This window comes from Coprococcus sp. BIOML-A2, from assembly GCF_009875795.1.
GTDB classification, from domain to species: Bacteria; Bacillota; Clostridia; order Lachnospirales; family Lachnospiraceae; genus Coprococcus; species Coprococcus aceti.
In genome coordinates, this window is the sequence record NZ_WWSI01000001.1 from 295,408 (window position 1) to 318,878 (window position 23,471).

Consider the following 23,471-nt stretch of genomic DNA (forward strand, 5'->3'; position numbering starts at 1 on the left):
GACGATAACACGGGCAAGCAATTCCATTTTCAATCCATTTTCTGTGCAAGCATTACTCTTGCAAATAAAAAAGCTCCCCGGCAAATGATTCTTTCAATAACATCATTCGTCCAAAGGAACTTTTTTATATTTTTATGTCATATATCTTTGTCTTGTATATCTTTGTCTTCCGGCCATCAGGCACGAACAAGCACCATCGCACTCATCTTCGGAGCTTTGATCGTGAGTACGTTGTGCTCCACCATGAAATCCTGTGGCTCCAGCGTGTACCCCTCTTCATTTGTCAGCATGACTCTTCTGAGGATCGAATGGTTGTACACTCCGATCTGACGGATATGAAGCTTCAGATCCACATCCTCATAGTTGGTGTTCATGATGACTACCACCTGCTTGTTGTCAGTAAATCTTCCATAGCAGAGTATCTTGTGTCCGCCGTGGAGATATAATACAGAGCCAGACTTAAGTGCCTCGTAGGACTTGTGTATTCTTATCATATCCTTGTGGAACTGTATAAGCTCCTTGTCCTCGTGGCCCCACGGATAAGTCCTTCTATTATCAGGATCTGTCCATCCGCACACACCAGCCTCATCTCCATAGTATATGGTAGGAGCTCCCGGCCACGTCATCTGGAATACGACAGCCTGTCTGAATATACCCTTGTCCACGCCCTGATCAGCAGCATCCGCTCCCATGGTGTGAAGACGTCCGACCTTTCTGTTGGTTCTCGTAAGGAATCTGGAATGGTCGTGGTTGGACAGCTCATTCATGGACACGTCTATCGATGGTCTCAGGAATCTGGACATGTGATAGTTCATCGCGCCCTTGAACGCGTCATAATTACCCAGAAGGTCACCGCGGAACTCGTCGCTGTGCTTCTCAACACCGCAGAGGAACCATGTGATAGGCTCCATGAACGCATCGTAGTTCATGACAGTATCCCACTGATCTCCCTTCAGCCAGCTCTTTGGATCACCATAGTGCTCAGCCAGAATTATCGCATTCGGATTTGCCTCTTTAACATTTCTCCTGAACTCCCGCCAGAACTGGTGGTTGTACTCTGGGGAATGTCCCAGATCCGCAGCCACGTCAAGTCGCCATCCATCTGCATTATACGGAGGTGACACCCATTTCCTTGCTATCTTCATGATGTACTCAACCAGCTTCGGCGAATCCTCGTAGTTGAGCTTTGGCAGGGTGTCATGACCCCACCAGCCATCATATGTTGTATTGTATGGCCATGCATTGTCATTGTAGAACTTGAAGAAAGTGTTGTAAGGGCTGTCCTTCGATACAAACGCACCCTTCTCGTAGCCCTCCTGATTCTCGTATATACACTCCCTGTCCATCCATTTGTTGAATGAACCACAGTGGTTGAACACGCCATCCAGGATGACCTTCATGCCACGCTTGTGTATCTCCTCAACCAGCTCGGCAAAGAGCTGATTGCTGGCCTCAAGATTCTTTTTATTTGTAACTCTGTTGATATATCTCGACGACTGCTTGTTCTCAAGGCATCCGCCCGGAAGGCAGTCACCCTCATCGTCAACTATTCTTCCATAGTGTGGATCAACGTAGTCGTAATCCTGTATATCATACTTATGGTTGGATGGTGATACGAATATAGGGTTCAGATATATTACATCCACTCCCAGATCCTGCAGATAATCAAGCTTATCCTTGACACCCTGGAGATCTCCGCCATAGAAACGTCCCACATCCATGATGCTCGGCCTTTGATTCCAGTCCTTTACCTGAACTGAACCGGTACCTATATATGCGTACTCATTATCCAGCACATCATTGGAAGTATCCCCGTTGCAGAACCTGTCCACAAATATCTGATAAAATACCGCACCCTTTGCCCACTCCGGTACCTTGAATCCCGGACATATCTCAAAGTCGTACTCTCTGTCGTTCTGCTTCGTAGGTCCCAGCTTGTCATAAAAGCATGTGACCCTTCCCGAATGTATCTCAAAATGATATCTTATGAATGGCAGACCTCCAGGTATCGTTGCGGTATAAAAGTCAAATATTCTGTTGGAACTCTCCTTTGTCATCTGTATCTTTTCTTCATTATATATAAGGAACACTTCATCCACATTATCGGCTGTAGTCCTGAATCTGACATTCACATCCTGATCCACATCCGGCTCCTGTGGGCTGACATAATATTTGCTTCCGTCCGCAAACAGTCCGCCTTTATTTAGTATGGGCTTTACATTATATACATAATCATGTATCTTCTGCCCATTGGTCTTCTTTTCCACCATACAATAAAATCTCCCTTGCACATACTCTTTTTTATATTAATACTTTTCGGGAGATTAGGCAACAAGATAAAACATATATTAGCTGCAAATATACAGCAGGAATCGCCTCATATCAGACCATCCTGCCCAATTTCTGTTTTCACCAAAAGTAAAAGAGACAGTCACCGAACGACTGTCTCTTTTGGAGAAGGTATTTTGTTACTTTTATGGGGTGTAGCCAAAACTATATAATGTATTGGGGGTTACAAGTATTATTATATACAATTCCCGTCAAAAGTCTGCCCAAACATTTTTTTATTTGGCAAATGTCATTGTGCAATATCACAATACATTTCCTGAATATTACCTGATTTTTACTTTTTATTGTTCACATTAGACAAAACACCTGGCATTTTCTAAAAACCGCGTCTCTTCAGGTCACTCACAAGCTCCACATAAAATTCCCTCACATCAAATGTATCTATATTTTCCCTGTTCAGGTCTATCACGTCTCCGTGGGAGATTCCACGCCTGCCCTGAGGCTTCAGATATATGAAGTTTGAGCCCCATTTGAAAGATTCATATCCGACAAGTCCATCGTTCTCACCATCAAACTGCTTTACGAATGCGTTGGTGGTGTTGAGCGGGAAGCGTCCGCCGGAAGGCTTCTTCATACATGAACCCGTGCTCTGTATGTATACCCCCTGCGGATCAGGGAGCTCTCTGTTCAGGTTTTCACACGCTGATGCCGTGAGATCCGTCACCGCAGCTATGAAGTCCGGGTTTGTGTCACCCAGCTTCTTGAGTGCAGAATTGTAGGCATTTGCCACGGTCTGCTGCTGTTTCTCCGGTATCTTGCCCAGAAGATAATCCGCAAATTCGCATCCCCTATGCGGAGTGTTAATCGTTGTGAGTGATGCTACATAAGGGGCCATGCCGAGCTTCGATATGGCATATCTGCTGTCAAGGCCTCCCTTGGAATGGGCTATGATATTCACCTTCCCGCATCCTGTTTCCTTCAATATCTGCTGTATCCTGTCAGCTATCTCCCGTCCGGAGTCAGCCACAGATGCGGCGGACTGATGGTTTCCGTAGAATATGGTCGCACCATTCGCCTCAAGTGCCGCAGGGATCCTTCCCCAGTAATTCAGATACCTGAAATCCCTGAAGAACACTCCGTGTACCATGAGTATTGGATATCTGGTGGCGCAGACCCGGTCAGCCTGTCTTGCCTTATCCTTTATAATCTTCTCGTTCTCCAGAACCGTCTCACCTGATGCCAGACTTATCAGCTTGCCAAGGACTATCAGATGTACCACCGGAATCCAACCGCACAGTATACCGATCACTCTCCATTTAATACCGAGCTGCCTGGATGACACATATATCCTTATTATTCCAACCCAGAATGTGACCGCCAGCACAGTCACCGCCGTGAGTATGTACAGAACCCAGTTCTTCCATGTCCACGCACCAACATCTATCACATGCACCAACATTAGTATCAGCACAGCCACAGACATGACCGTTGCCGCCAGGAAAGAGTACAGATTCTCGCATCCCCTCTGACACCTTCTGATCCCACTCGACTGGATATTTTTCAGTCCGAGAAATGGCATAGCGGTCAGCAGTACATATACTGCTATGAACACCACAACTATAAGCGGCATGAGTGGTATATTCCACTCCGGACACCTTGCCAGCAGATATACATTTGCCAGCAGGAACGGTATCACCGCATTTATCCCTCTCTTTATTATCTTCATCCCTTGTTCTCCCTTCCGTCATATATCCAACATAAGCCAAATGCCCGCAAGAAAACTGCGGGCATCTGTATTGTCTTTATATATTACTGTTTGTCTGTCTGAGTCTCAGCTTTCTGCTCTGCAACAGCATTATCTGCTGCATTTACATTCTCTGCTGTACTCTGCTCTGCACCGTTGCTCTGAACATGTGCATCTGCATCCTTAGCATCGTCTCTATCGAACAGTGCTTCAAACTCAGCTCCTGTTATTCTCTCCTTCTCAAGAAGAAGCTTTGCAGACTTGTGAAGAACATCCACATTCTGCTCCAGAATCTCATAAGCCTCCCTGTAACACTCGTCAACGATCTGCTTAACCTCCTCATCTATGGCGGCGGCTATCTTTTCGCTGTATGGCTTGGTATGTCCAAGATTTTTCCCGAGGAATACCTCCTCCTGATCATCGCTCTCATAGTTGATAAATCCAAGATTTTCGGACATTCCATACTTCGTAACCATGGATCTTGCATAACCGCTGGCCATCTTGATATCCTGTGAAGCACCCGTGGTAAAATTGCCAAATATGATCTTCTCTGCAATTCTTCCGCCCATGCTAACTTTTATCTCGTTGAGCAAATGCGCTTTAGTAATATATTCCTGATCACCCTGTGGAAGCGGCATGGTATATCCTCCGGCTCCGGTACCTGTAGGTATGATAGACACAATATGCACCGGGCCAACATATGGAAGGAGATGGAACAGTATCGCATGTCCCGACTCGTGATATGCCGTGATTTTACGATCCTCCTCGGAGACCACATGGCTCCTCTTCTCACCACCGACTCCAACCTTGATATATGATTTGTCGACATCTTCCTTATTGATATATTCCCTGCCGGCCTTCGCAGCAGAGATCGCAGCCTCATTCATCAGGTTCTCAAGATCAGCTCCCGAAAATCCGGCTGTTGTTCTGGAGATCTCGTTGAGATCAACATCTTCTGCCAGAGGCTTGTTCGCAACATGAAGCTTGAGGATTTCCTCTCTGCCCTTGATATCAGGAGGATTGACAGATATCTTTCTGTCAAAACGTCCCGGACGGAGGATCGCTTTATCCAGTATGTCCACACGGTTGGTAGCTGCAAGAACTATGATTCCCTCATTCGCTCCGAATCCATCCATCTCTACAAGGAGCTGGTTCAGAGTCTGCTCACGCTCGTCATGTCCACCGCCAAGTCCTGTACCTCTCTGTCTGGCAACGGCATCGATCTCATCTATAAATACGATACATGGTGCGTTCTTCTTTGCCTGTGCAAAAAGATCTCTCACTCTCGCTGCACCGACACCGACGAACATCTCCACGAAGTCTGATCCTGAAATACTGAAGAACGGAACCCCCGCCTCTCCTGCTATGGCCTTTGCCATGAGTGTCTTACCTGTTCCAGGAGGGCCGACAAGAAGAACTCCCTTCGGTATACGTGCACCGACCTTGATGAATCTGCCCGGGTTCTTGAGGAAGCACACTATCTCTTCGAGATCCTCTTTCTCCTCACTGAGACCGGCAACATCGTCAAATGTTATTTTCTTCTTATTATTTTTCTTATCTTCCTTCTCTTTCTCATCAGGCTCTGTCATTTTCGCCCTGCTCTTGCCAAAGTTCATCATCTGGCCTCCACCGCCCTGTGATGATCTCACGAACAGCAGCATGACAAAGAACATGACGATCATGACAAGGGCATACGGAATTATCACACTCCATATGCTCGTCTTCTCCACATCGTTCAGGCTGCATCTGGCAACGACCTTCTTATCGTCATCCGAGCTTACGGTCGCATTATACTTGTCCACACTTGCCTGATAGTCGTTATAAATCTTCACGACATCATTGACATCTGTGGAATAAAATGCAAGAGTCTTTCCGTTGGTGAACTGCACCTGAACTACCGCCGTAGGAATCTCTGCATTTGGCTGTATCGACAATGCCAATATCTTGCCATCATCCAAATCCTCTGTCAGATCTGTGTAACTGTAAGTGGTGGTCACTTCAATCTTGTCGCTCTGCATCCATCTGTTTATGAGGATGAAAGCAACTATCAGGATCAACAGATAGATTATCATTCCATTCCTGAATTTTCTCTTATCCATATTTTCCATGTATATGCTCCTTAATCAATATATTACTGCTCTATGACACCTATATATGGAAGGTTTCTGTACTTCTGGGCACAGTCAAGGCCGTATCCCACAACAAATCTGTCAGGGATCTCAAAACCTGTCATATACAGCTCAACCGGGATAACTCTTCTGTCCGGCTTGTCAAGCAGGGTCACAACCTCAAGGCTTGCAGGCTTTCTCTCGCCGAGAAGCTTCACAAGGTATGAAAGGGTTCTTCCCGAATCAAGAATGTCCTCCACGATGATTACATCCTTTCCCTCTATAGACTCATCAAGGTCCTTGTTCAGCTTGACAATACCTGATGACTTTGTTCCATCGCCATAGCTGCTCACAGACATGAAGTCCATGGTGACCGGACTCTTCATTCTCTTCGCAAGCTCACACATGAAGAACACACTTCCCTTAAGGATTCCGATCAAATGTATCGTCTTTCCCTCATATGCCTTATCTATGGCTGCTGCCATCTCGCTTATTCTGTTTTCCACCTCACTGCTGCTGAGCATAACACCAATCTGTTCTTTCAACTCTGTTTCCTCCTGTTAAAATTCAACTCAATTATCTTTTGTGTATCTTCTGTCACTTTATAATTCTCGCCAATCCTAAGTCCCACGGCCCACACGACCTCCTGCCCGGATGTCACAAGTGGAATATGACGCCGCTTGTCCACCGGTATCTTACAGTCAGTATACAGACGGTTGAGCTTCTTTCTCGAGCCCGCAGAATTAACGACTATATAATCCCCGTTTTCAAATGTCCGCAACTGCAGACACTGTTTTATTTTACCATAATCAAGAAACTTCGTACACTCTTTTTTTGCAAGATCAAGGGCTTCAGGTCTGTCGTAGATCCTGACCGTAAGCCTTCCCTCACACAGCTCATACTCACCATCACAGGTGATGTCTATGTCCACGCAGCCCGGCAGCCCGCCGTCCTGACAGCTCTGGTCACCGGCGCGGTTCTCACCGCCGGCAAATACCAGTCTGCCGTACTCCAGCCACACCCTCGCACCGGCAGGAAGATTGATCCCCGCCCCGGTGTCAGCCGAGTACAGCTTCGTAACCTCCGACACATGGCTCATGCCGATATCCTTCAGGCCTCCGCACACCATTCCGATGAGCTTTCTTATGACAAGCTCCTGCACGAGCCTGTCCTGCTCCTTGAGAGCCGCCATGTCCAGCTCATATCTCCGGTCAGTGCTGTCTCCGGTCCAGCCACAGCCTTCACTTCTGACATCAATTCCCTGTCCCGTCAGGAAATCATCAACCAGTCCGGCAGCAAGCCGCTCGTAATCAGCCGCCATCATGGCCATCTGGCAAATGTGCTCCGTGGCCTGTCCATTTATCTCATTCATAAGAGGAAGTATCCTGTGTCTTATCTTGTTCCTAGTGTAATCATCCTCATTGTTGGTGGCATCCGTACAGTATCTGATCCCCTTCCGGTCAAGATATTCCTCTATGTGGCTCCTGTCGCTCCCAAGAAGCGGTCTCACTATGTGATCCCTCACCGGGGCTATACCCTTTATGCCGCCCATTCCGGTTCCCCTCGCCATGTTGAACAGAACCGTCTCAGCCACATCGTTGCGGTTGTGGGCGACTGCGATCACACAGCCCTCATCCGCATACCTGGCACGCATCCTGTCAAATGCATCATATCTTGCATGGCGTCCGGCCTCCTCCACGGTCTGTCCGGCCTGCTCCGCAAGCTTCCTGACATCGATCCTGTAAGAGTCGCATGTGACACCATATTCACCACACAAAGTCTCAACGTAGCTCTGGTCACCATCCGCAGCCTCACCGCGTATCATGTGATTTATGTGTACAACGTGTATATCTATTCCCAGCTCCGCCCTGTGCCTTGCCAGCACCGTGAGCAGGCTCACCGAATCCGCGCCGCCGGACACACCGCACACGCAGTGACTTATACCATCAAACATGTGGTATTTTCTTATATACTCAAGAACATCTTTTTCAAATACATCCATACATTTATCCTTCTGTAAATATCATAATTTCATATTATAGCATAGAGTTACTCAGGCTGCGCTACTTTTCTCAGATCCTGATATCACCGCCGCCATGACCGTCACATCATCCCGAAGCGACACATCCCCCTGTCCTATCATGGCGCCCAGTATATCATCGACCATCCGTCTGCTGTCACCCACTCTTATTCCCTTGAGCACATCCTGCATGTGATCGGACACATCCATATCCGAGAGCCCATCGCTCACCATGACCACGGCATCCCCCGCCGCAAGTTTCACATCCGCCATGTCGCACTCGGCATCGTCCAGCACGCCCACGGGAAGAGTAGTGCTCGTTATCTGGCGGACCTCATTTCCATCATCGCCTGGGTGTATCACATAGGTCACCGACGCCCCCTGCTTGAAGCTCCTCATGGTGCCGTCGTACATGTCTATGACCACCATATCAAATGTCGTGAATATTCTGCCCTTATTTCTCCTGGACATACATCGATTGGCAAATGCAATGCTGTACTCCGGGGCAAATCCCGCCTCCAGCAGCTCCTCCATGGTGTCCAGCATCATGCAGCTCTCGCAGGAGGCCAGGCTTCCGCTTCCCATGCCGTCAGACAGCATCATCACCAGCCTGCCATCCTCATACTCCTTCACCGAGAAATTATCCCCCGACACCGGAGAGCCATATTTCTTTATCCTTCTGACATGGTAACGCCCCTTGTAACGCGCCGCCTCCTCGTACACGGCAGATCTGTACTCATCGAAGAAAAGGCTCGGCGAATCCATGCCCGCCCTTATATTCTTCCTGAAATACCCACTCAGTACATCAGCCACCTGTCTTGACAGCACCATGCCCTGACCTGACGTTCTTCCCGCCACATAGTATCGGCTCCTGTTGCCACTGTCCATGGATGCCGTGACCCTGACCTCGTCCATCCCCAGCGATCTTATCTGCCCCAGCAGCTTTTCATCGGATATCTCCCTCGCCTCACCTATCAGATCTATCTGTCTCCTGAAGCCATCCACGAGTTCGCCGATCTGTCCCAGGCTTATCGCCGGCTCATCGCTCCCGGCAAATGTATAATCGAGCCGTCTGAACACATTTGCCATATCTTCTATCTTGCAGACCGTGAGTCTGTTAATCTCCGCAGCAGCCGCCTGAAGACACGCCGGATCTGTCTCCTCGTCCATGGCGCCCAGCAGAGCACCAGGTATACACGCAAACAATACGACCGGAACGGCGATATTTATATAGTAAAATGCGGTCTCCCGCCCAGAGCCGTTCCACAGCACTGTTCCATCCGCCACGGAGGCAAGAACGCACCCCAGAACATAGAACAGACTTGCAGACACCTTTCTTCTCCCGGTGAGTGCCCGGCCTATGAGCATGACCAGCGTCACAAGGAGCATCCACATGAGCCACCTGCTGTCATTCAGCTTGACCGACACGATGCTTCCCGCCACCGCCGCCATTCCGCATCCGTACACCGCTCCAGTTCTATACACCGCGTACAATATCAGAACCAGAGCTAGCATAAATGCCGGATTCACACCGTAGATATCCTCACCCGGAACAACCCACAGAACGACCGCCGCCAGCGCCATGAGGCTCACTATGCCCTGACTTATATTCCAGCTCTCATCCCTCTCCACATCCGAGGCATCCCCGCAGATATATGTATATAGAAGTCCAATCCCCGGTTTCAGTATCACACTGGCACACATGAATATCGCAGCCTCCACCACTCCATAAGCTGCAGCCATAAGCATGTTATCCGCATATACCACTATGTTTCCCATAAGCACGGCAGCCGACATGACGACGATCACCCTTACATACGATCTGGAATTTCTGGAGTACACGATCTTCATAAGACACATCGCAAGTCCCAGCAGCACCAGATATTTCTCCGTCACCATCACACCGGAATACACAGGCCCCGGTATCATATACTCATATGCGTGCAACAGCCCTGCTATGCCCATAGATCCGGCTGCGACTCCCGCCGCACACCCGATGCAGGTTATCATGTATCTCCCACACACCGCACAGGCCGCCACATACACAGCCAGAACCACCGGGGCTATCCCCCAGACCATGCATAAGCCGCTGACCATACACAGAATAGCCACCGCCATCACTCCGACGAACCCATTCACCTTTTCTCTCATCAACATTTTCCCGCCTTCCTGTTCATAGTGACAAGAAGTATATCCGTCAAATGCGCAAAAAAATAGCGAATGCTGAAATCAGCATCCGCTATGTTCTGACTTTATTCCTCAGGCTTTACCACGATCTCGTCAGGATATATGAGACCGAGCTGTGATCTGGCCACATCCTCAACATACTCATCTGTCTGCATATATTTCTCACGCTCTTCAAGCTTCTTATAATCTTCCTTCGCACTGTCAAGCTGTTCCTGAAGCTCCGCAGCCTGAACCTGCAGGCTCTCCTTCTGTGCTTTCAGGCTCTGTGCTTTGTACAGTACAACCACTGCCAGCAATATCAGACAGCTCACAACCAGAACCATTCCAAGCTTCGTTGTGATCTTGTTATTCTTTTTTGACTTTGATCTGCCGACCGTCTTATTCATTAGAAACTCCCCATTCATTACTTTATTACTTGTCTTTTCTTGTAATAATATACAAAAAGTTCGTAGCCAAACGAACATATTGACATAATTTTACTATTTAAGACTAATTATGTCAACGCACTTTTTGCCGTCACATTTTCACATTTTTTGAATCTTGTTTTTTCTTACACAATATATGGTTTGCAATTTTCGAAGCAGCCCAATTTATAGTAAAAAATACAAGTAAAAAGCTTGAAAAAAATCCTAAAAAAATATATAGTCTCAGATCTCCGTCACAGCATATGTAACTGACCGCCATAACTACTACACTTAATATCAACCAAAGTGTAATATCGCATATCCACGCCACCGCGCGGCTGTTCCTAAAGAGCTTTGAGATGAACCAGAACAGCGATCCCAGTACACCTGAGCACGCTCCGGCTGCAACACATATCCCATATCCCCAGAGCTGCCCTGCCGCCATATCGCTCATCACTTGAACAACCCCTTTATAGAAAAAGCACCTTCCTTGTCACCCGAATATATCATGGAGTTGATATTTCCTGTGAGATCCAGCATTCCCTTGTCAAGGTCCAGATTTGTCGCCTGCATATTCTTGCCTATTATCTTGAGTTTCCCCTGCTCGGTCACCAGCAGAACCAGATCAGGATCTATGGATGTGACCTTGCTGATCCCTGTCATGGACAGACTGTTCCTGTTGTCCATGACCACCTTGTGGGTTTTTGCCTTATTAACTTCCCCCATGTTCAGAAACCTTCTCAAGCTATTTAATAAACTATATGAGCCCACAAAAAAAATATGCTGGAATACACTATGTATATTCCGGCATATTTTTACACATACTCAAACATATCCTTGGCATCTTCCTTTTTAGTGGAATCTGCAATCATTGTAACTCTGACCTTCACCGTCTTGTTGCCAAATTCTATCTCGATAACATCTCCAACCTTGACATCGGTTCCGGCCTTAGCCACTTTGTCGTTGACCATGACTCTTCCGGCATCGCATGCCTCGTTCGCCACGGTTCTTCTCTTGATGATTCTGGATACCTTAAGGTATTTATCAAGTCTCATATCAAACCCTTAAAGATTAGTTGATTGAATCCTTTAATGCCTTTCCAGCCTTGAACTTAGGTGCCTTTGAAGCAGCGATTGTCATTGTCTCGCCAGTTCTTGGGTTTCTACCCTCTCTAGCTGGTCTCTCTGATACCTCGAATGTACCAAATCCAACTAACTGAATCTTCTCACCTTTCTTTAACTCATCTGCTACAACGTCTGTGAAAGCCTTTAATGCTGCCTCAGCGTCCTTCTTTGATAATTCTGTCTTCTCAGCGATTGCTGCAACTAATTCTGTCTTATTCATTAGATAATTCCTCCTTTAAAAAATAAATGCTCTCTGTCATCCGCCTGCTACCCGCAAAAGCAGAAAACTCTGAGCTCAACATGTATAGTTATACCTAAAATGGTTATATTTGTCAAGGAAAATAAGGGATTTCGAGGCCGAAACCCCTTGATTTTACTCACTTTTTGCCAAATTCTTGCATTACCGGCTACCCTTCCATCTGTTTGCCCAGAAATGCCGCCGCGATCACCGCTGCTTTTTGCTCTATCTCACCTATTCTGTGTCCGCTGTCACGCACTATCACGATGACAGAGCCCACTGCATCGCCCTCTGATATAATGGTCTGCACCACCTGTCCATCGTAATCCAGGTCGTCTGTGGTTATGTGTATGAACTTCGCATCGCCTTTGCGGGCAACTATCGCTTTCCTGTCGTTTATCACGCTCTCAAGCTCACTGTGAAGCTCCTTGCCCATCAGCTCCTTCTTCGGCATTCCCGCCACCGCTATGACTGAATCCCGGTCCGTGATGGCAACCGGCAGTCCAAGGCTCTGGGATATTGCCTCCACATACTGCTGTGCAAATGCAGTCAGATCAGCCATGGGCGAATACTTCTTGAGAACTATCTCGCCCTCCTTGCCGGTAAATATCTCCAACGGGTCCCCCTCTCTTATCCTGAGAACCTTTCTTATCTCCTTCGGAACGACTATCCTTCCGAGATCGTCTATCCTTCTCACTATTCCTGTCGCCTTCATAAACAGTATTAACCCTCCATTGCATGTTAAATAATTGCTTTGGAGTTATTATGTGGAAAATCATCAAAATTATTCTTCCACGATCCCAGCCAGCGTCATCTTTAGATCCTCTGCGCTTATCGGCTTGGCTATGTATCCGTTCATGCCCACCTCAAAGGCTTTCTTACGGTCTTCGTTGAACGCATTTGCAGTCATAGCGATTATAGGTATATCCGCCAGGCGTCTGTCGTCCAGCTTTCGTATGATCATGGTTGCCTTGTAACCATCCATGTTCGGCATCTGTATATCCATGAGGATGAGATCGTAGTATCCCGGCTCCGCTTTCTCCAGCATGTCTATACACTGGATTCCGTCTGCGGCTCTGTCGACCTCCATGCCCGCACCGGCAAGTATCGTCATTGTTATCTCAGCGTTCAGATCGTTATCCTCCGCCAGGATTATCCTTCTGCCCTCAAATGAATAATCCTCGTTGCGCTTCTCTACCGAACCAGCATCCTCAACATTCTGGGATATACGATGCTCAAGTGTAACAGTAAATGTCGTACCCTTTCCCGGTTCACTCTGCACATCTATATCTCCCCCCATAAGGTCGACTATCTTCTTAACTATAGCCATGCCAAGTCCTGTTCCAAACTGTCCGCTCTCCGTGGATGTCTGTTCCCTGCTGAAATCCTCAAATATATGCTCCAGGAAATCCTCCGACATTCCAATTCCCGTGTCACTGACCACTGTGCGTATCCTCACATAACCATCCCTGTCGCATGGAAGCTCATCGATCTTCACCGCAACGCTGTCTCCTGGAAGAGAATACTTATATGCGTTGTTGATGATGTTCATGAGTATCTCTTTTATCTTCACTACATCACATAGAATATTGTTATGCTTCACATTCACATTCCATGTAAAGTCTATGTTCTTCTCCTTCATCTGACTTTCAAACAGCCAGTACACCGAATCAAGACTTTTAAGTGATATACTGCTCTCGTCCAGTTCTGTCTTGCCGCTCTCTATCCTTGCCATCTCCAATACATTGTTGATAAGGGACAGCAGATAATCACTTGATGATCTGATCTTGGCTATATAATCGCGCGCCTTGTCCTGGTCGGACAGGTTGTCATTCAGAAGGTCTGTGAAGCCTATTATCGCGTTCATAGGGGTTCTTATATCATGAGACATGGAGTTGAGGAACACCGTCTTAGCGTTGTTAGCCTTATTCGCCATATCCAGGGCATTCTCCAGCTCGTGGTTGGCCTTCTCGATAACCTCAAGCTTCTCAACCTTTCTGATATCCTCCATGCAGAGCTCTATATACACGAACATCGCCGAAAGCGTCAGTCCAGCCAGAACATAAGAACCACCCGCAACAATCTGCAACACTGAACATATAAGCGCAGGTATGAGTGCTATAGTTAAGATGACGGCAGATCTTTTCTCTCTTCTGGTAATGGAATATACTATCGCACTGACGAGTGTCACAAATACATAGGTATATGGAAGTACCACCTGAAGTGCGAACAATGCTCCTCTGCGATACATGCCCGTATCATCCACGTAGAAAAGCCAGCCTGTCCACCACGAGACCACACACAGCACAATCATCAGAACAAGCGGAATACTGCGCAATGCCCGTATTATCTTTTTTTCCACAAATAATGAATTCTGTATGCTCTCGAAAAAATAAAACCATTCATATGTCACAAATGTCTCTGCGATCATGAATCCGCAATTCAACACAAAAACCACCGTGGCCGGCATACGCACCAGTCCTGCGTCAACCATTCTTACAGGTATATTTATTATCTGGAAAGCAATTACTCCGAATACAAAATGAGAAAACGATCTTATGATCTTATTATTTCTTTGATTAAGACATCTCACACCTATATAGAGCATGATTATCAGTATGGTGTATTCACACATCATCGTCTGCAAGTGCTGTGTCATATTTATCCCCCCCTTAGCGCAATACGCTGAATTCTCTGTTATGACTGCTCCATACCTCGTAGAGCATTTCCTCAAACTTTCCTATGTTCACCGGCTTGGACAGATGTCCATTCATCCTTGCCCTTGGTAGCATTGAACTCATCAACCAGATCATCAAATATCGCCTGCTGGGTTCCATTGTAGTAATGCCATATCTTCAGTGATACCGGATGATCTGGATCAAGGTTCACCTTCTTCGCTGTATCGCCGTCTGAATCACCACAACCAGCAAGCATACTCACGGCCATAACAGCTGCCATCATTCTGGCAATAGTCCTCTTCTTCATCTCATAAATCTCTTCTATTTTCTCACACTACAATGATCTATTCAACACTCTTAAGAGCATTTACAGTTATCTTATACTGCTCACTGACCTTCTCATACAAAGCCTCATATCCATCAAGCTCTCTCCCCCTGAGCTTCTCTGTCAGATCCGAGCTCACTGTATACAGATTCTTAAGTCCAAGGTTCAGACATATCCCCTTCAGTGTATGTGCTGCCCTGAATGCCTTCTCAGCATTCTTCTCCGCAAGAGCCTCTGTCAGTTCATTGTAGCTTCCATCATCTATAAACTTAAGTGCGAATCTCTGTATAAGGCTCTCACTGCCAAGTCTGCCAAGTACATCCTCAAAATCTGCTCCTATTGTATCATAACACTCTCTGATGTTCATATCTGGTTCTCCTTCTTCATCTCATATCTGCACACAAGCTCTTCAAATTCCTGTCTGGACTCCTTGAAGCACTCTATAAGTCTCGGTGAAAATGTTCCACACTCTCCATCAAGTATCATCTGATATGCCTTGCCCTTCTCTATCGCTTTCTTGTACACGCGATCACTCACAAGAGCGTCATACACATCCGCTATGGACACAAGCTGTGCCGATATCGGTATATCCTCACCGGCCAGTCCGTCAGGATAGCCCTTTCCATCATATCTCTCATGATGGTGGCGGCATATCTCATAGCTGATCTTCTCGTATTCCTCACTCCACGTGCCTGCAATCTGTGTAAGTATCTCACAGCCCTTTGTCGTGTGGGTCTTCATATATTCAAACTCTTCATCTGTAAGCCTGCCCGGCTTCAGGAGCACACTGTCCTTAATGGCTATCTTGCCTATGTCATGAAGTGGACTGGCTGCAACTATTACAGCTATCTTCTCCGGTGTAAGGCCGTACTCCGGATATTTCTCCGCAGCCTTCTCTGCAAGTATATTGGTAAATTCCTTTACCCTCTTGATATGCTCACCGCTCTCAAGATTTCTGTATTCAACAACCGTGCCTAAAACATCCACTATCTTCTCATTGGTCTCACGTATCTGCTCTGCCTGAGCCTGAAACAGTTTGTTCTTCTCCTCCAGCTCTCTTGTCTGCAGTCTGACTTTATCCTCCAGATGATTCTTGTACATGAACAACTCGGCTGTGTTCTTGACTCTTCTCCTGACCGTAACACTGTCAAATGGCTTTCTTATGAAATCCGTAACACCCATCTCAAGACATTTCACCTCAACATCCCTTGCGGATTCAGCACTTATGACGATAACCGGTATCCTCTCCAGCAGACCATGCTCTCTCATATAATCCAGTACAGCGTATCCATCCACATTCGGCATGATGAGATCCAGCAGCATAACAGTTATCCCCTCGCTATCCGTTTTCAGGATCTCTATCGTCTGTACACCATCTGATGCCTGCAGTACCTCGTACTCATCGCCAAGCGCAACCGCCAGAATCTCTCTGTTCAGTTCGATGTCATCAACAATCAAAACTTTTTCTCTCATTTGATCCACTCCTCAATGTAGTATTATCACTTGCAACTGCTTTTGTATTTTTCACATATTGGATCTTTTGTATAATTACGCAAAATCTTTGTAAATACCCGCATTAATTCTATTGTCTTTAACAAATATTGTCTATGGAATTAATTGACATTAATATGGATTTTTTCTCTCAAAATAGGTAAAATTGTCTTAAAAACAGAGCTTTATGTATTAATATATCAAAAATCTACACACCTAAAGGGGGGGTATTTTATGGATAATTTTGTTATACTACAGCAGATGGTTGCCATTGACAGAGCCCAGAACCGTTTTGAACTCCGAGCATCCATACAGACTCTGCTCCGTATCATCGGAAGTTGCACTTCGTCAGAACGAGTTTATATTTTTGACTGGGATGAGACTGACAACGTATTCCGCAACTCATATGAGTGGTGCGGTGACAATGTGCAGCCATGGATTGACAATCTTCAGTCCGTGGATTCCGCCGACATGCCTTACTGGCTGGAAGCATTTGAGCGCGGCGACAGTATGATCATAGATAACGTGGAGGATGTGAAGGATCTCATGCCTTCCGAGTATCAGCTTCTGGTCATGCAGGATATCCACTCTGAAATAGCATTTCCTATCTTCTATAAGGACCAGCTCAAAGGCTTTATCGGTGTGGACAATCCCCACATAGAGAGTTCGGAATCCTTTATAAGTCTGCTTGGGGTTGTGGGCGGTCATCTCGGAAATGTAAGGGAGACTCTCAGAATGACCGAGCTTCTTGAGCAGCGCAATAATTCTCTCGAAAAGAGCCTGTCGGATCTGAACCGCGAAAGGACGTTCATGTCTGTTCTGTGCACGGACTACATATCCGTCTACTGCGTGGATCTTCAGAATGATTCTCTCGAGCCTTTAAAGCTTGACCCAGCGGCAAATGCTGCCCACATACACGACATCAAAGCTGGGAAAACATTCTGCTACTCAGAGCTGATCGGACAGTATTACGAAAAATATGTCATCAAAGAATCTGCCCCGGACTTCACAGAAATCCTCAGCGCAGAGCATATACAGAATCATCTTGCCGCTCACCCTAAGCTTTCTTACAGATACCGGGTGACTCCGAACGCAGCGGGCCAGGAAAACTTTGAGGCTGAGATATTCCCTTTTTCAGCGGCTTCATCTTCAAGGGTGCTGATTGGCTTCAAGCAGATAGACGAGCTTGTGAGCTTTGAACAAAATTCGAGGAGGCAGCTCCAGGAGGCACTTGACGAGGCTAACCTGAACAATGAGATCATATCTGCCATAAGCAAGATCTACTTCTCAATATACAGGATAGATCTTACACAGGACATGTACGAGGAGGTGTCCAGCGATAACAAGGTACACAGACTTACAGGCCGCATGGGAAGAGCTTCCTCCAAGATGAAGGAGCTGTGTCACCGCTTCGTCGTTCCCGAATATCAGGACAAGATACTTGATTTCTTTGATCTGTCGACCATCGCAGAGCGTCTCCACACAGACGAGACCATAGCCATGGATTATCTTGCCAACGACGGCAACTGGCACTCGGCAAGATTTATTGTGAAGAAGCGAGATGCTCTTGGCAACGTGACCAACATACTGTATGTAACAAGGCTTATCAGCGAACAAAAGAGACGTGAACAGAGCTGGATGCTCCTGGCAGAGGAGGCCAACAAGGCAAACGAGGCAAAGTCCGAGTTTCTGTCCAAGATGGCTCACGACATAAGAACACCTCTGAATGCCGTAATGGGATTTGCCGACATAGCAAAGCGATCACTAGGCGATCCAAGCAAGATAGACGACTGTCTGGGCAAGCTCAGGACGTCCGGGGCTTATATAGAACAGCTCGTCAGCAACATCCTTGACATAACGAATCTGGAAAACGGCAGACAGCAGCTTAAGCCTTGTGAAACATCTGTATCCGAGCTGTGTCATACTCTGAACATGGTTTTCGATCAGGCTCTCATGAACGACGGACTCAATATAACCTTCAACTGTCACGATATATATCACGACTGCATCCTGGCCGATGGACTCAAGCTGAAACAGATCTACTCTAACCTGCTGTCTAACTCCATCAAGTTCACACCTGGTCATGGCGACGTTGGGTTTGAATTATATGAGGAGAATATACCGGGCTCCGATAAGATACGTCTCGTCGCCAGAATAAGCGACACGGGAATTGGAATAAAGCCTGAATATCAGGCGAGCATGTTCAACAAATTCTCCCGCGAGACAGACACCAGGATCAGCAAAGTGCGCGGAAGCGGTCTGGGGCTCGCCATAGTGAAGGAGCTTGTGGATCTAATGCAGGGTACCATCACAGTACAGAGCAATCCGGGTGGTGGAACTATCATCGAGGTAAGCATCGACGTCCCTTATATCATAAAGGATGATCTGTGGTCTGGACAATCCGGTGATAGCAGCGACGCAGAATCCCTGTGTGTAGGAATGCACCTTCTGGTGGCAGAGGATAACGAACTCAACTATGAGGTCGTGTCTGAACTTCTGGGTATGAATGGTATTTCCTGTGAGCGCGCTGAGGACGGCTCCGTGTGCGTTGCCATGTTCTCCACATCTGCTGCCGGAACCTACGACGGCATCCTTATGGATCTTCAGATGCCTGTGATGGATGGAATCTCGGCGTCCTACGCCATAAGAAAGCTTGAGCATCCGGATGCACAGAACATTCCTATCATCGCCATCACCGCCAACACATTTGCTAAAGATCTCGAAAGATGCCGTCTGGCGGGCATGAACGAACACCTGTCAAAGCCGCTGAACATAAGACAGCTTATAAGCATCCTCTCAAAATTCAAGAAATAAAAAAGTCAAGAAATAAAAAAGTCCCTGTATGATATTTCAATCATACAGGGGCTTTGCCGTTATTACTTATTCATGATCGCATCTATAGACTTAATGCATGCACTCCTGAGGCCTGACTCCTCGAGGGATGCAACACCGCAGATGGTTGTTCCCGCAGGGGAACATACATTGTCCTTCAACACGCCGGGATGCTCCCCTGTCTCTAGCTGAAGTTTTGCTGAACCAAGTATCATCTGTGATATGAGTCTGTACGCAGTCTGTCTAGGCACACCATACTTAACCGCTGCATCCGCATATCCCTCTATGAACAGATCCACAAATGCAGGACCACAGCCGGTTACTGCGCCTCCTATTCCCATGAGATTCGATGGAAGCTCCTCCACAATTCCCACAGCCGCGAACAGCTCTTTGATCTGTGTCCTTTCTTCCTCCTCAAGGGAATTCTGTGCTTCAAAGAGCATAACTCCCTCATATACCATTGCCGGAGTATTCGGCATCACAAACTGCACTCTCACCGAACTGTCAAAATACTCACTGTACTTCTTAAAATCCCAGCCAGCTGCCACCGACACAAGAGCCTTGCCGTGAAGTCTCTCTCCTATCTCAACGAGAACGTCATTGATCTGATAAGGCTTGCATGCCATGATGACCGTATCCACGGCATCCACCAGCTCTGCAAGTGTCTTACACGGAGTAAATCCATACTTCTCTGAGTTCTTCACCAGCTTGTCATAGTGTGGTGCATATGCATATACACTCTCAGCCGCTATCTTCCCTGAATTCACAAATCCTGCACAGAGTGCCTGTGCCATATTACCCATGCCTATGAAACCTAATCTCTCCATGATACATCCTCCTTCTTTCAAGCCTTTATATATTTTGTCTTTTATATCTGTCTTACTCAGCCATCCGGCGAAGCTTCTTTGCACGCTTCTCCTGATAGAGAAGTCTGTCGACAGTTGCAAGCGCCTGGAACACATCCACATCCTTGCCATTATCTATGGTGCAGAACATGAACAATCCTCTGGTACCTTCAGAAGCAGTCTCCATATATCTGTTGACCATCTCCGGGCATCTGTCTGCAAATCCTCCGATTATGCCCTAGTGCAGCAGACTGCTTATAGTAGCCGCCACATCTTTATCTCCTATGAGAGATATGTTATTTATACAGATAAAATCATTGACCTTTTTGCTCTTCACAAAGTCAAGGATGTTTACCTGTGAATATCTGTAATCTATGATATATATTTTGGAGTAGTGATCCACGAGAAATGGAATAAATGCATTTCCGTAGGACTCCTTCATTACTACACACGATGAACCGTCTGTCACCTTCGGGTTCTCTATCACTGCCATCGGCGTGTCACCGCCCACAAATGTAGAATACATGGTTCCCTTATCCCATCCATTCACATCCATTATGACATTCCACTTCTGCTCCGAGCCATCCTCGTTCCAGTAGGTCATGTCATTTGTTCCTATCGGTTCGTAGGCGTATATCGTATCAGGATTATTCTTCATGTCAGAGTTCTGCAGGGTGCTGTAGAAGCTTCCGAGGAATCCCTTGAAGGTATCCGTCTTCCTCTTGTCACGTGGAATGGCCGTTATGCCCTTCGTCTTGCAGAAATCCTCATACGCATAGTACGCGCCATCCGCGGTCCAGTGGTGATCTGTCCTGAAGAATATATATTCATCCTTATGCGCCTTTAACGTGTCAAATATATCGACCGTCTTCACGCCATTCATCATGCCATAGTAATACTCTATCGCCTGTTTCTGATCGGAACCGCCAAGCTTATCCAGCTCGTCATCCGATAGCAGGACACCTGAATTGTTCGGCACAAGAATATCGTACACATTTGTCTGGCCCGAGAGCTGTGCCGCTGCATTGTTGATAGCATCTATATATTCTGTTGCGGAGTCCTGAACGAAATAGTACAGGCTGTACGCAGAACCATCCTTCACATACAGGTTGTCCTGAAGCTGCTTCTGGAACGCATTGTCCATAGCCTTTGAATCTGGTGGATCGACCGTCTGGACCGAACCGCTCTCAGTTGTCGCATCCTGCTTGTTCTTCGATGTCAGACTCGCAGGAAGTCCTATCTCAGGATCCTCTGTCGTAACCTCCGTGGTACTCTCAGTTGTCGCCTTGCCTGCATCATCAGGAGTGGCGGTCACCGCACTCTTGTCCACATCAGGTATCTCATCGCCCTTGGCATTTCCTCCAACCACCTGCGTTCCGAGCTGTATTCCGTACAGCTTCTTAAGGCTCTGGTCAGCCGACACAAGCTTATCCCTCATAGGGTATGTGTCAGAATACCACAGTGACACGTCCTCGAAGTATGATCCGTCGAGGAATGACGTTATGGTGAATGACGGAAACTTTGCAAGTGTCCTCTTCTCCATCATGGATTTCTTAGGTCTGACAAAAAACAGCAGACCGATAAATGCTCCTATCGCCATAACTGCGGCAAATATAAGAACACCCAGAGTTCTGAATTTCTTTAATTGTTGTCTCTGACTTCTGGTATATCTTCTCTTCATAAAAATCACCCATTAAAACTGGAAATACAGGAAAGGATTATAGCTTGCACCCACAAGCGCCAGCACTGAGATCACGAGCATAAGTACCGGTGTTATCATCTCAGTTACATTGAACACGTTGAATACAAGTGGGTTGACCTTTCCAACTTCTATAGCCCATTTTCTGAGTCTCTTGCCCAGATCCGTACACGCAATACATGCAAATATCAGGAAGAATATGTTCTTCACAAATATTGTTCCAAGTGCCATATTTGCAAATCCCGATGTTCCTATTCCAAACATTCCCGCAAGCACTGTTCCAAGCTCACGAAGGCTCTCAAATCTGAATATGGTCCATCCGAACAGGATAACGAGCAGCGTATATATTCGGGATGCCACAGGGCCGAGTCTTCCGCCCAGATAAAACTTCTCCAGAAGGAGGAAGCCCAGATAATAAATTCCCCAGAATATATAATTCCAGCTTGCTCCGTGCCACATTCCCGTGAGAAACCACACGATAGCCATGTTGCGGATGTACTTCGCTGTGCTGCATCTGTTGCCGCCAAGCGGTATATATACGTAATCCCTGAAGAATGAGCTGAGTGATATATGCCATCTCCTCCAGAAATTATTTACCGATGTAGCCATATATGGGTAGTTAAAGTTCTCATCATAGTGGAAACCTACCATCCTTCCCATTCCGATGGCCATGTCTGAGTATGCTGAGAAATCAAGGTATATCTGAAGCATATACGCTATCATTCCAAGCCACATTCCAAGTGTCGTCTGAGCCTTGAGGCTCGCTACTCCCGCCGGGAGCAGGGTGTCGGCTATGCTGGCACAGGAATTGGCCAGTATCGCCTTCTTTGCCAGTCCGACTGAAAATCTTCTCAGTCCCATGTATATGTCGTTCGCTGTTATCTTCCTGTTGTCTATCTGATCAGCAACGGTCTCATATCTGACGATAGGTCCCGCTATACACTGATGGAACAGACTTGAATACAGAAGGAGCTTCCAGTATTCTCTCTGTGGTCTGACTTCGTTCCTGTACACATCCACCACATATGATATGAGCTGGAATGTATAGAAAGAGATTCCTATTGGGAGAGCTATTCCAGGCACGGTCTTCGGCACGCCGAACACTGCCTTTATGTTACCGAGGAAAAATCCCAGATACTTGAATATCGCAAGACAGCCAAGCATTATCACAAGGTCACACACAAGATAAAACTTCTCAGATCTCTTAGTATATCCGGCACGTGCCTCATCTATGCGAATGGCAAACAGCCAGCTCACCAGAGTCTCTCCCGCCAGGAGCAGAAGATATCTCGGGCCTCCCCAGGCATAGAACACCAGTGAAAATATCAGCAATACATTATTGCGTTTCTCAGGGCTCACCGCAAAATATGCTATCAGGTTTGCAGTGAGAAAAACAAACAAAAATATTAAACTCGAAAAAACCATAAATATTCTCCCATCATGTCAATCGGCTGTATTATACTTCACAACAGTCAACAACACAATAT

General features: G+C 46.8%; 21 protein-coding genes. 1 reads left to right on the forward strand and 20 read right to left on the reverse strand.

The window, feature by feature from the left end; genetic code table 11:
• Nucleotides 1–176: 176 nt before the first annotated feature.
• The 16 genes from GT575_RS01395 to GT575_RS01470 all read right to left on the reverse strand — a co-directional run bounded on the left by GT575_RS01395 (nt 177) and on the right by GT575_RS01470 (nt 16,590).
• Complete coding sequence (locus GT575_RS01395; protein WP_022216996.1) at nt 177–2,270, reverse strand: glycoside hydrolase family 13 protein; 2,094 nt, start codon at nt 2,268–2,270, stop codon at nt 177–179.
• A gap of 395 nt (nt 2,271–2,665) precedes the next feature.
• Complete coding sequence (locus tag GT575_RS01400) at nt 2,666–4,015, reverse strand: esterase/lipase family protein (protein ID WP_022216997.1); 1,350 nt, start codon at nt 4,013–4,015, stop codon at nt 2,666–2,668.
• Between the two features lie 83 nt (nt 4,016–4,098).
• The gene (ftsH, locus tag GT575_RS01405; protein WP_055145084.1) at nt 4,099–6,141 is read right to left on the reverse strand and encodes an ATP-dependent zinc metalloprotease FtsH; all 2,043 of its coding nucleotides are present in this window, start codon (nt 6,139–6,141) and stop codon (nt 4,099–4,101) included.
• 23 nt (nt 6,142–6,164) lie between these two features.
• Entirely contained in the window at nt 6,165–6,686 is a 522-nt protein-coding gene (hpt, locus tag GT575_RS01410) for a hypoxanthine phosphoribosyltransferase (protein ID WP_022216999.1), read from the reverse strand.
• On the reverse strand, nt 6,683–8,143 hold the full coding sequence (tilS, locus tag GT575_RS01415; protein ID WP_161171341.1) for a tRNA lysidine(34) synthetase TilS: 1,461 nt from the start codon (nt 8,141–8,143) through the stop codon (nt 6,683–6,685). Before tilS ends, hpt begins: the two co-directional genes overlap by 4 nt.
• Nucleotides 8,144–8,194: 51 nt before the next feature.
• A complete protein-coding gene (locus GT575_RS01420) occupies nt 8,195–10,318 on the reverse strand; it encodes a SpoIIE family protein phosphatase (RefSeq protein WP_161171342.1) in 2,124 nt (707 codons plus the stop codon).
• A 95-nt stretch (nt 10,319–10,413) separates the two neighbouring features.
• Nucleotides 10,414–10,734 (reverse strand): FtsB family cell division protein, encoded by a 321-nt coding sequence (locus tag GT575_RS01425; protein WP_015534613.1) that lies wholly within the window; start codon nt 10,732–10,734, stop codon nt 10,414–10,416.
• 130 nt (nt 10,735–10,864) lie between these two features.
• A complete protein-coding gene (yabQ, locus tag GT575_RS15515) occupies nt 10,865–11,206 on the reverse strand; it encodes a spore cortex biosynthesis protein YabQ (RefSeq protein ID WP_015534612.1) in 342 nt (113 codons plus the stop codon).
• Entirely contained in the window at nt 11,206–11,478 is a 273-nt protein-coding gene (locus GT575_RS01435; RefSeq protein WP_015534611.1) for a YabP/YqfC family sporulation protein, read from the reverse strand. The genes yabQ and GT575_RS01435 overlap by 1 nt, the downstream gene beginning before the upstream one ends.
• 89 nt (nt 11,479–11,567) lie before the next feature.
• Entirely contained in the window at nt 11,568–11,807 is a 240-nt protein-coding gene (locus GT575_RS01440) for an RNA-binding S4 domain-containing protein (RefSeq protein WP_015534610.1), read from the reverse strand.
• Between the two features lie 16 nt (nt 11,808–11,823).
• Nucleotides 11,824–12,096: an HU family DNA-binding protein gene (locus GT575_RS01445; protein WP_015534609.1), complete on the reverse strand. Its 273-nt coding sequence runs from the start codon at nt 12,094–12,096 to the stop codon at nt 11,824–11,826.
• A gap of 187 nt (nt 12,097–12,283) precedes the next feature.
• Nucleotides 12,284–12,829 (reverse strand): stage V sporulation protein T, encoded by a 546-nt coding sequence (spoVT, locus tag GT575_RS01450; RefSeq protein ID WP_015534608.1) that lies wholly within the window; start codon nt 12,827–12,829, stop codon nt 12,284–12,286.
• Between the two features lie 69 nt (nt 12,830–12,898).
• The gene (locus GT575_RS01455; protein ID WP_161171343.1) at nt 12,899–14,773 is read right to left on the reverse strand and encodes a hybrid sensor histidine kinase/response regulator; all 1,875 of its coding nucleotides are present in this window, start codon (nt 14,771–14,773) and stop codon (nt 12,899–12,901) included.
• Between the two features lie 71 nt (nt 14,774–14,844).
• Complete coding sequence (locus GT575_RS01460) at nt 14,845–15,099, reverse strand: hypothetical protein (protein WP_055280188.1); 255 nt, start codon at nt 15,097–15,099, stop codon at nt 14,845–14,847.
• Nucleotides 15,100–15,136: 37 nt separating this feature from the next.
• Complete coding sequence (locus GT575_RS01465; RefSeq protein WP_022217002.1) at nt 15,137–15,484, reverse strand: Hpt domain-containing protein; 348 nt, start codon at nt 15,482–15,484, stop codon at nt 15,137–15,139.
• On the reverse strand, nt 15,481–16,590 hold the full coding sequence (locus tag GT575_RS01470; RefSeq protein WP_161171344.1) for an HD domain-containing phosphohydrolase: 1,110 nt from the start codon (nt 16,588–16,590) through the stop codon (nt 15,481–15,483). The genes GT575_RS01465 and GT575_RS01470 overlap by 4 nt, the downstream gene beginning before the upstream one ends.
• 252 nt (nt 16,591–16,842) lie before the next feature.
• Between GT575_RS01470 and GT575_RS01475 the strand changes: the two genes are divergently transcribed.
• Complete coding sequence (locus GT575_RS01475; protein WP_161171345.1) at nt 16,843–19,422, forward strand: hybrid sensor histidine kinase/response regulator; 2,580 nt, start codon at nt 16,843–16,845, stop codon at nt 19,420–19,422.
• 62 nt (nt 19,423–19,484) lie between these two features.
• Here GT575_RS01475 and proC read toward each other — a convergent pair whose 3' ends face one another.
• Genes proC through GT575_RS01495 form a run of 4 tightly spaced genes read right to left on the reverse strand, consistent with a single transcriptional unit; the run spans nt 19,485 to nt 23,409 of the window.
• The gene (proC, locus tag GT575_RS01480) at nt 19,485–20,267 is read right to left on the reverse strand and encodes a pyrroline-5-carboxylate reductase (protein ID WP_055272153.1); all 783 of its coding nucleotides are present in this window, start codon (nt 20,265–20,267) and stop codon (nt 19,485–19,487) included.
• A gap of 52 nt (nt 20,268–20,319) precedes the next feature.
• A complete protein-coding gene (locus tag GT575_RS01485) occupies nt 20,320–20,487 on the reverse strand; it encodes a hypothetical protein (protein ID WP_161171346.1) in 168 nt (55 codons plus the stop codon).
• Between the two features lie 36 nt (nt 20,488–20,523).
• Nucleotides 20,524–21,966 carry a DHHW family protein gene (locus tag GT575_RS01490; RefSeq protein WP_161171347.1) on the reverse strand — a complete coding sequence of 481 codons (1,443 nt, stop codon included), beginning with the start codon at nt 21,964–21,966 and terminating at the stop codon, nt 20,524–20,526.
• Between the two features lie 12 nt (nt 21,967–21,978).
• Complete coding sequence (locus GT575_RS01495) at nt 21,979–23,409, reverse strand: MBOAT family O-acyltransferase (RefSeq protein ID WP_161171348.1); 1,431 nt, start codon at nt 23,407–23,409, stop codon at nt 21,979–21,981.
• Nucleotides 23,410–23,471: the final 62 nt, after the last annotated feature.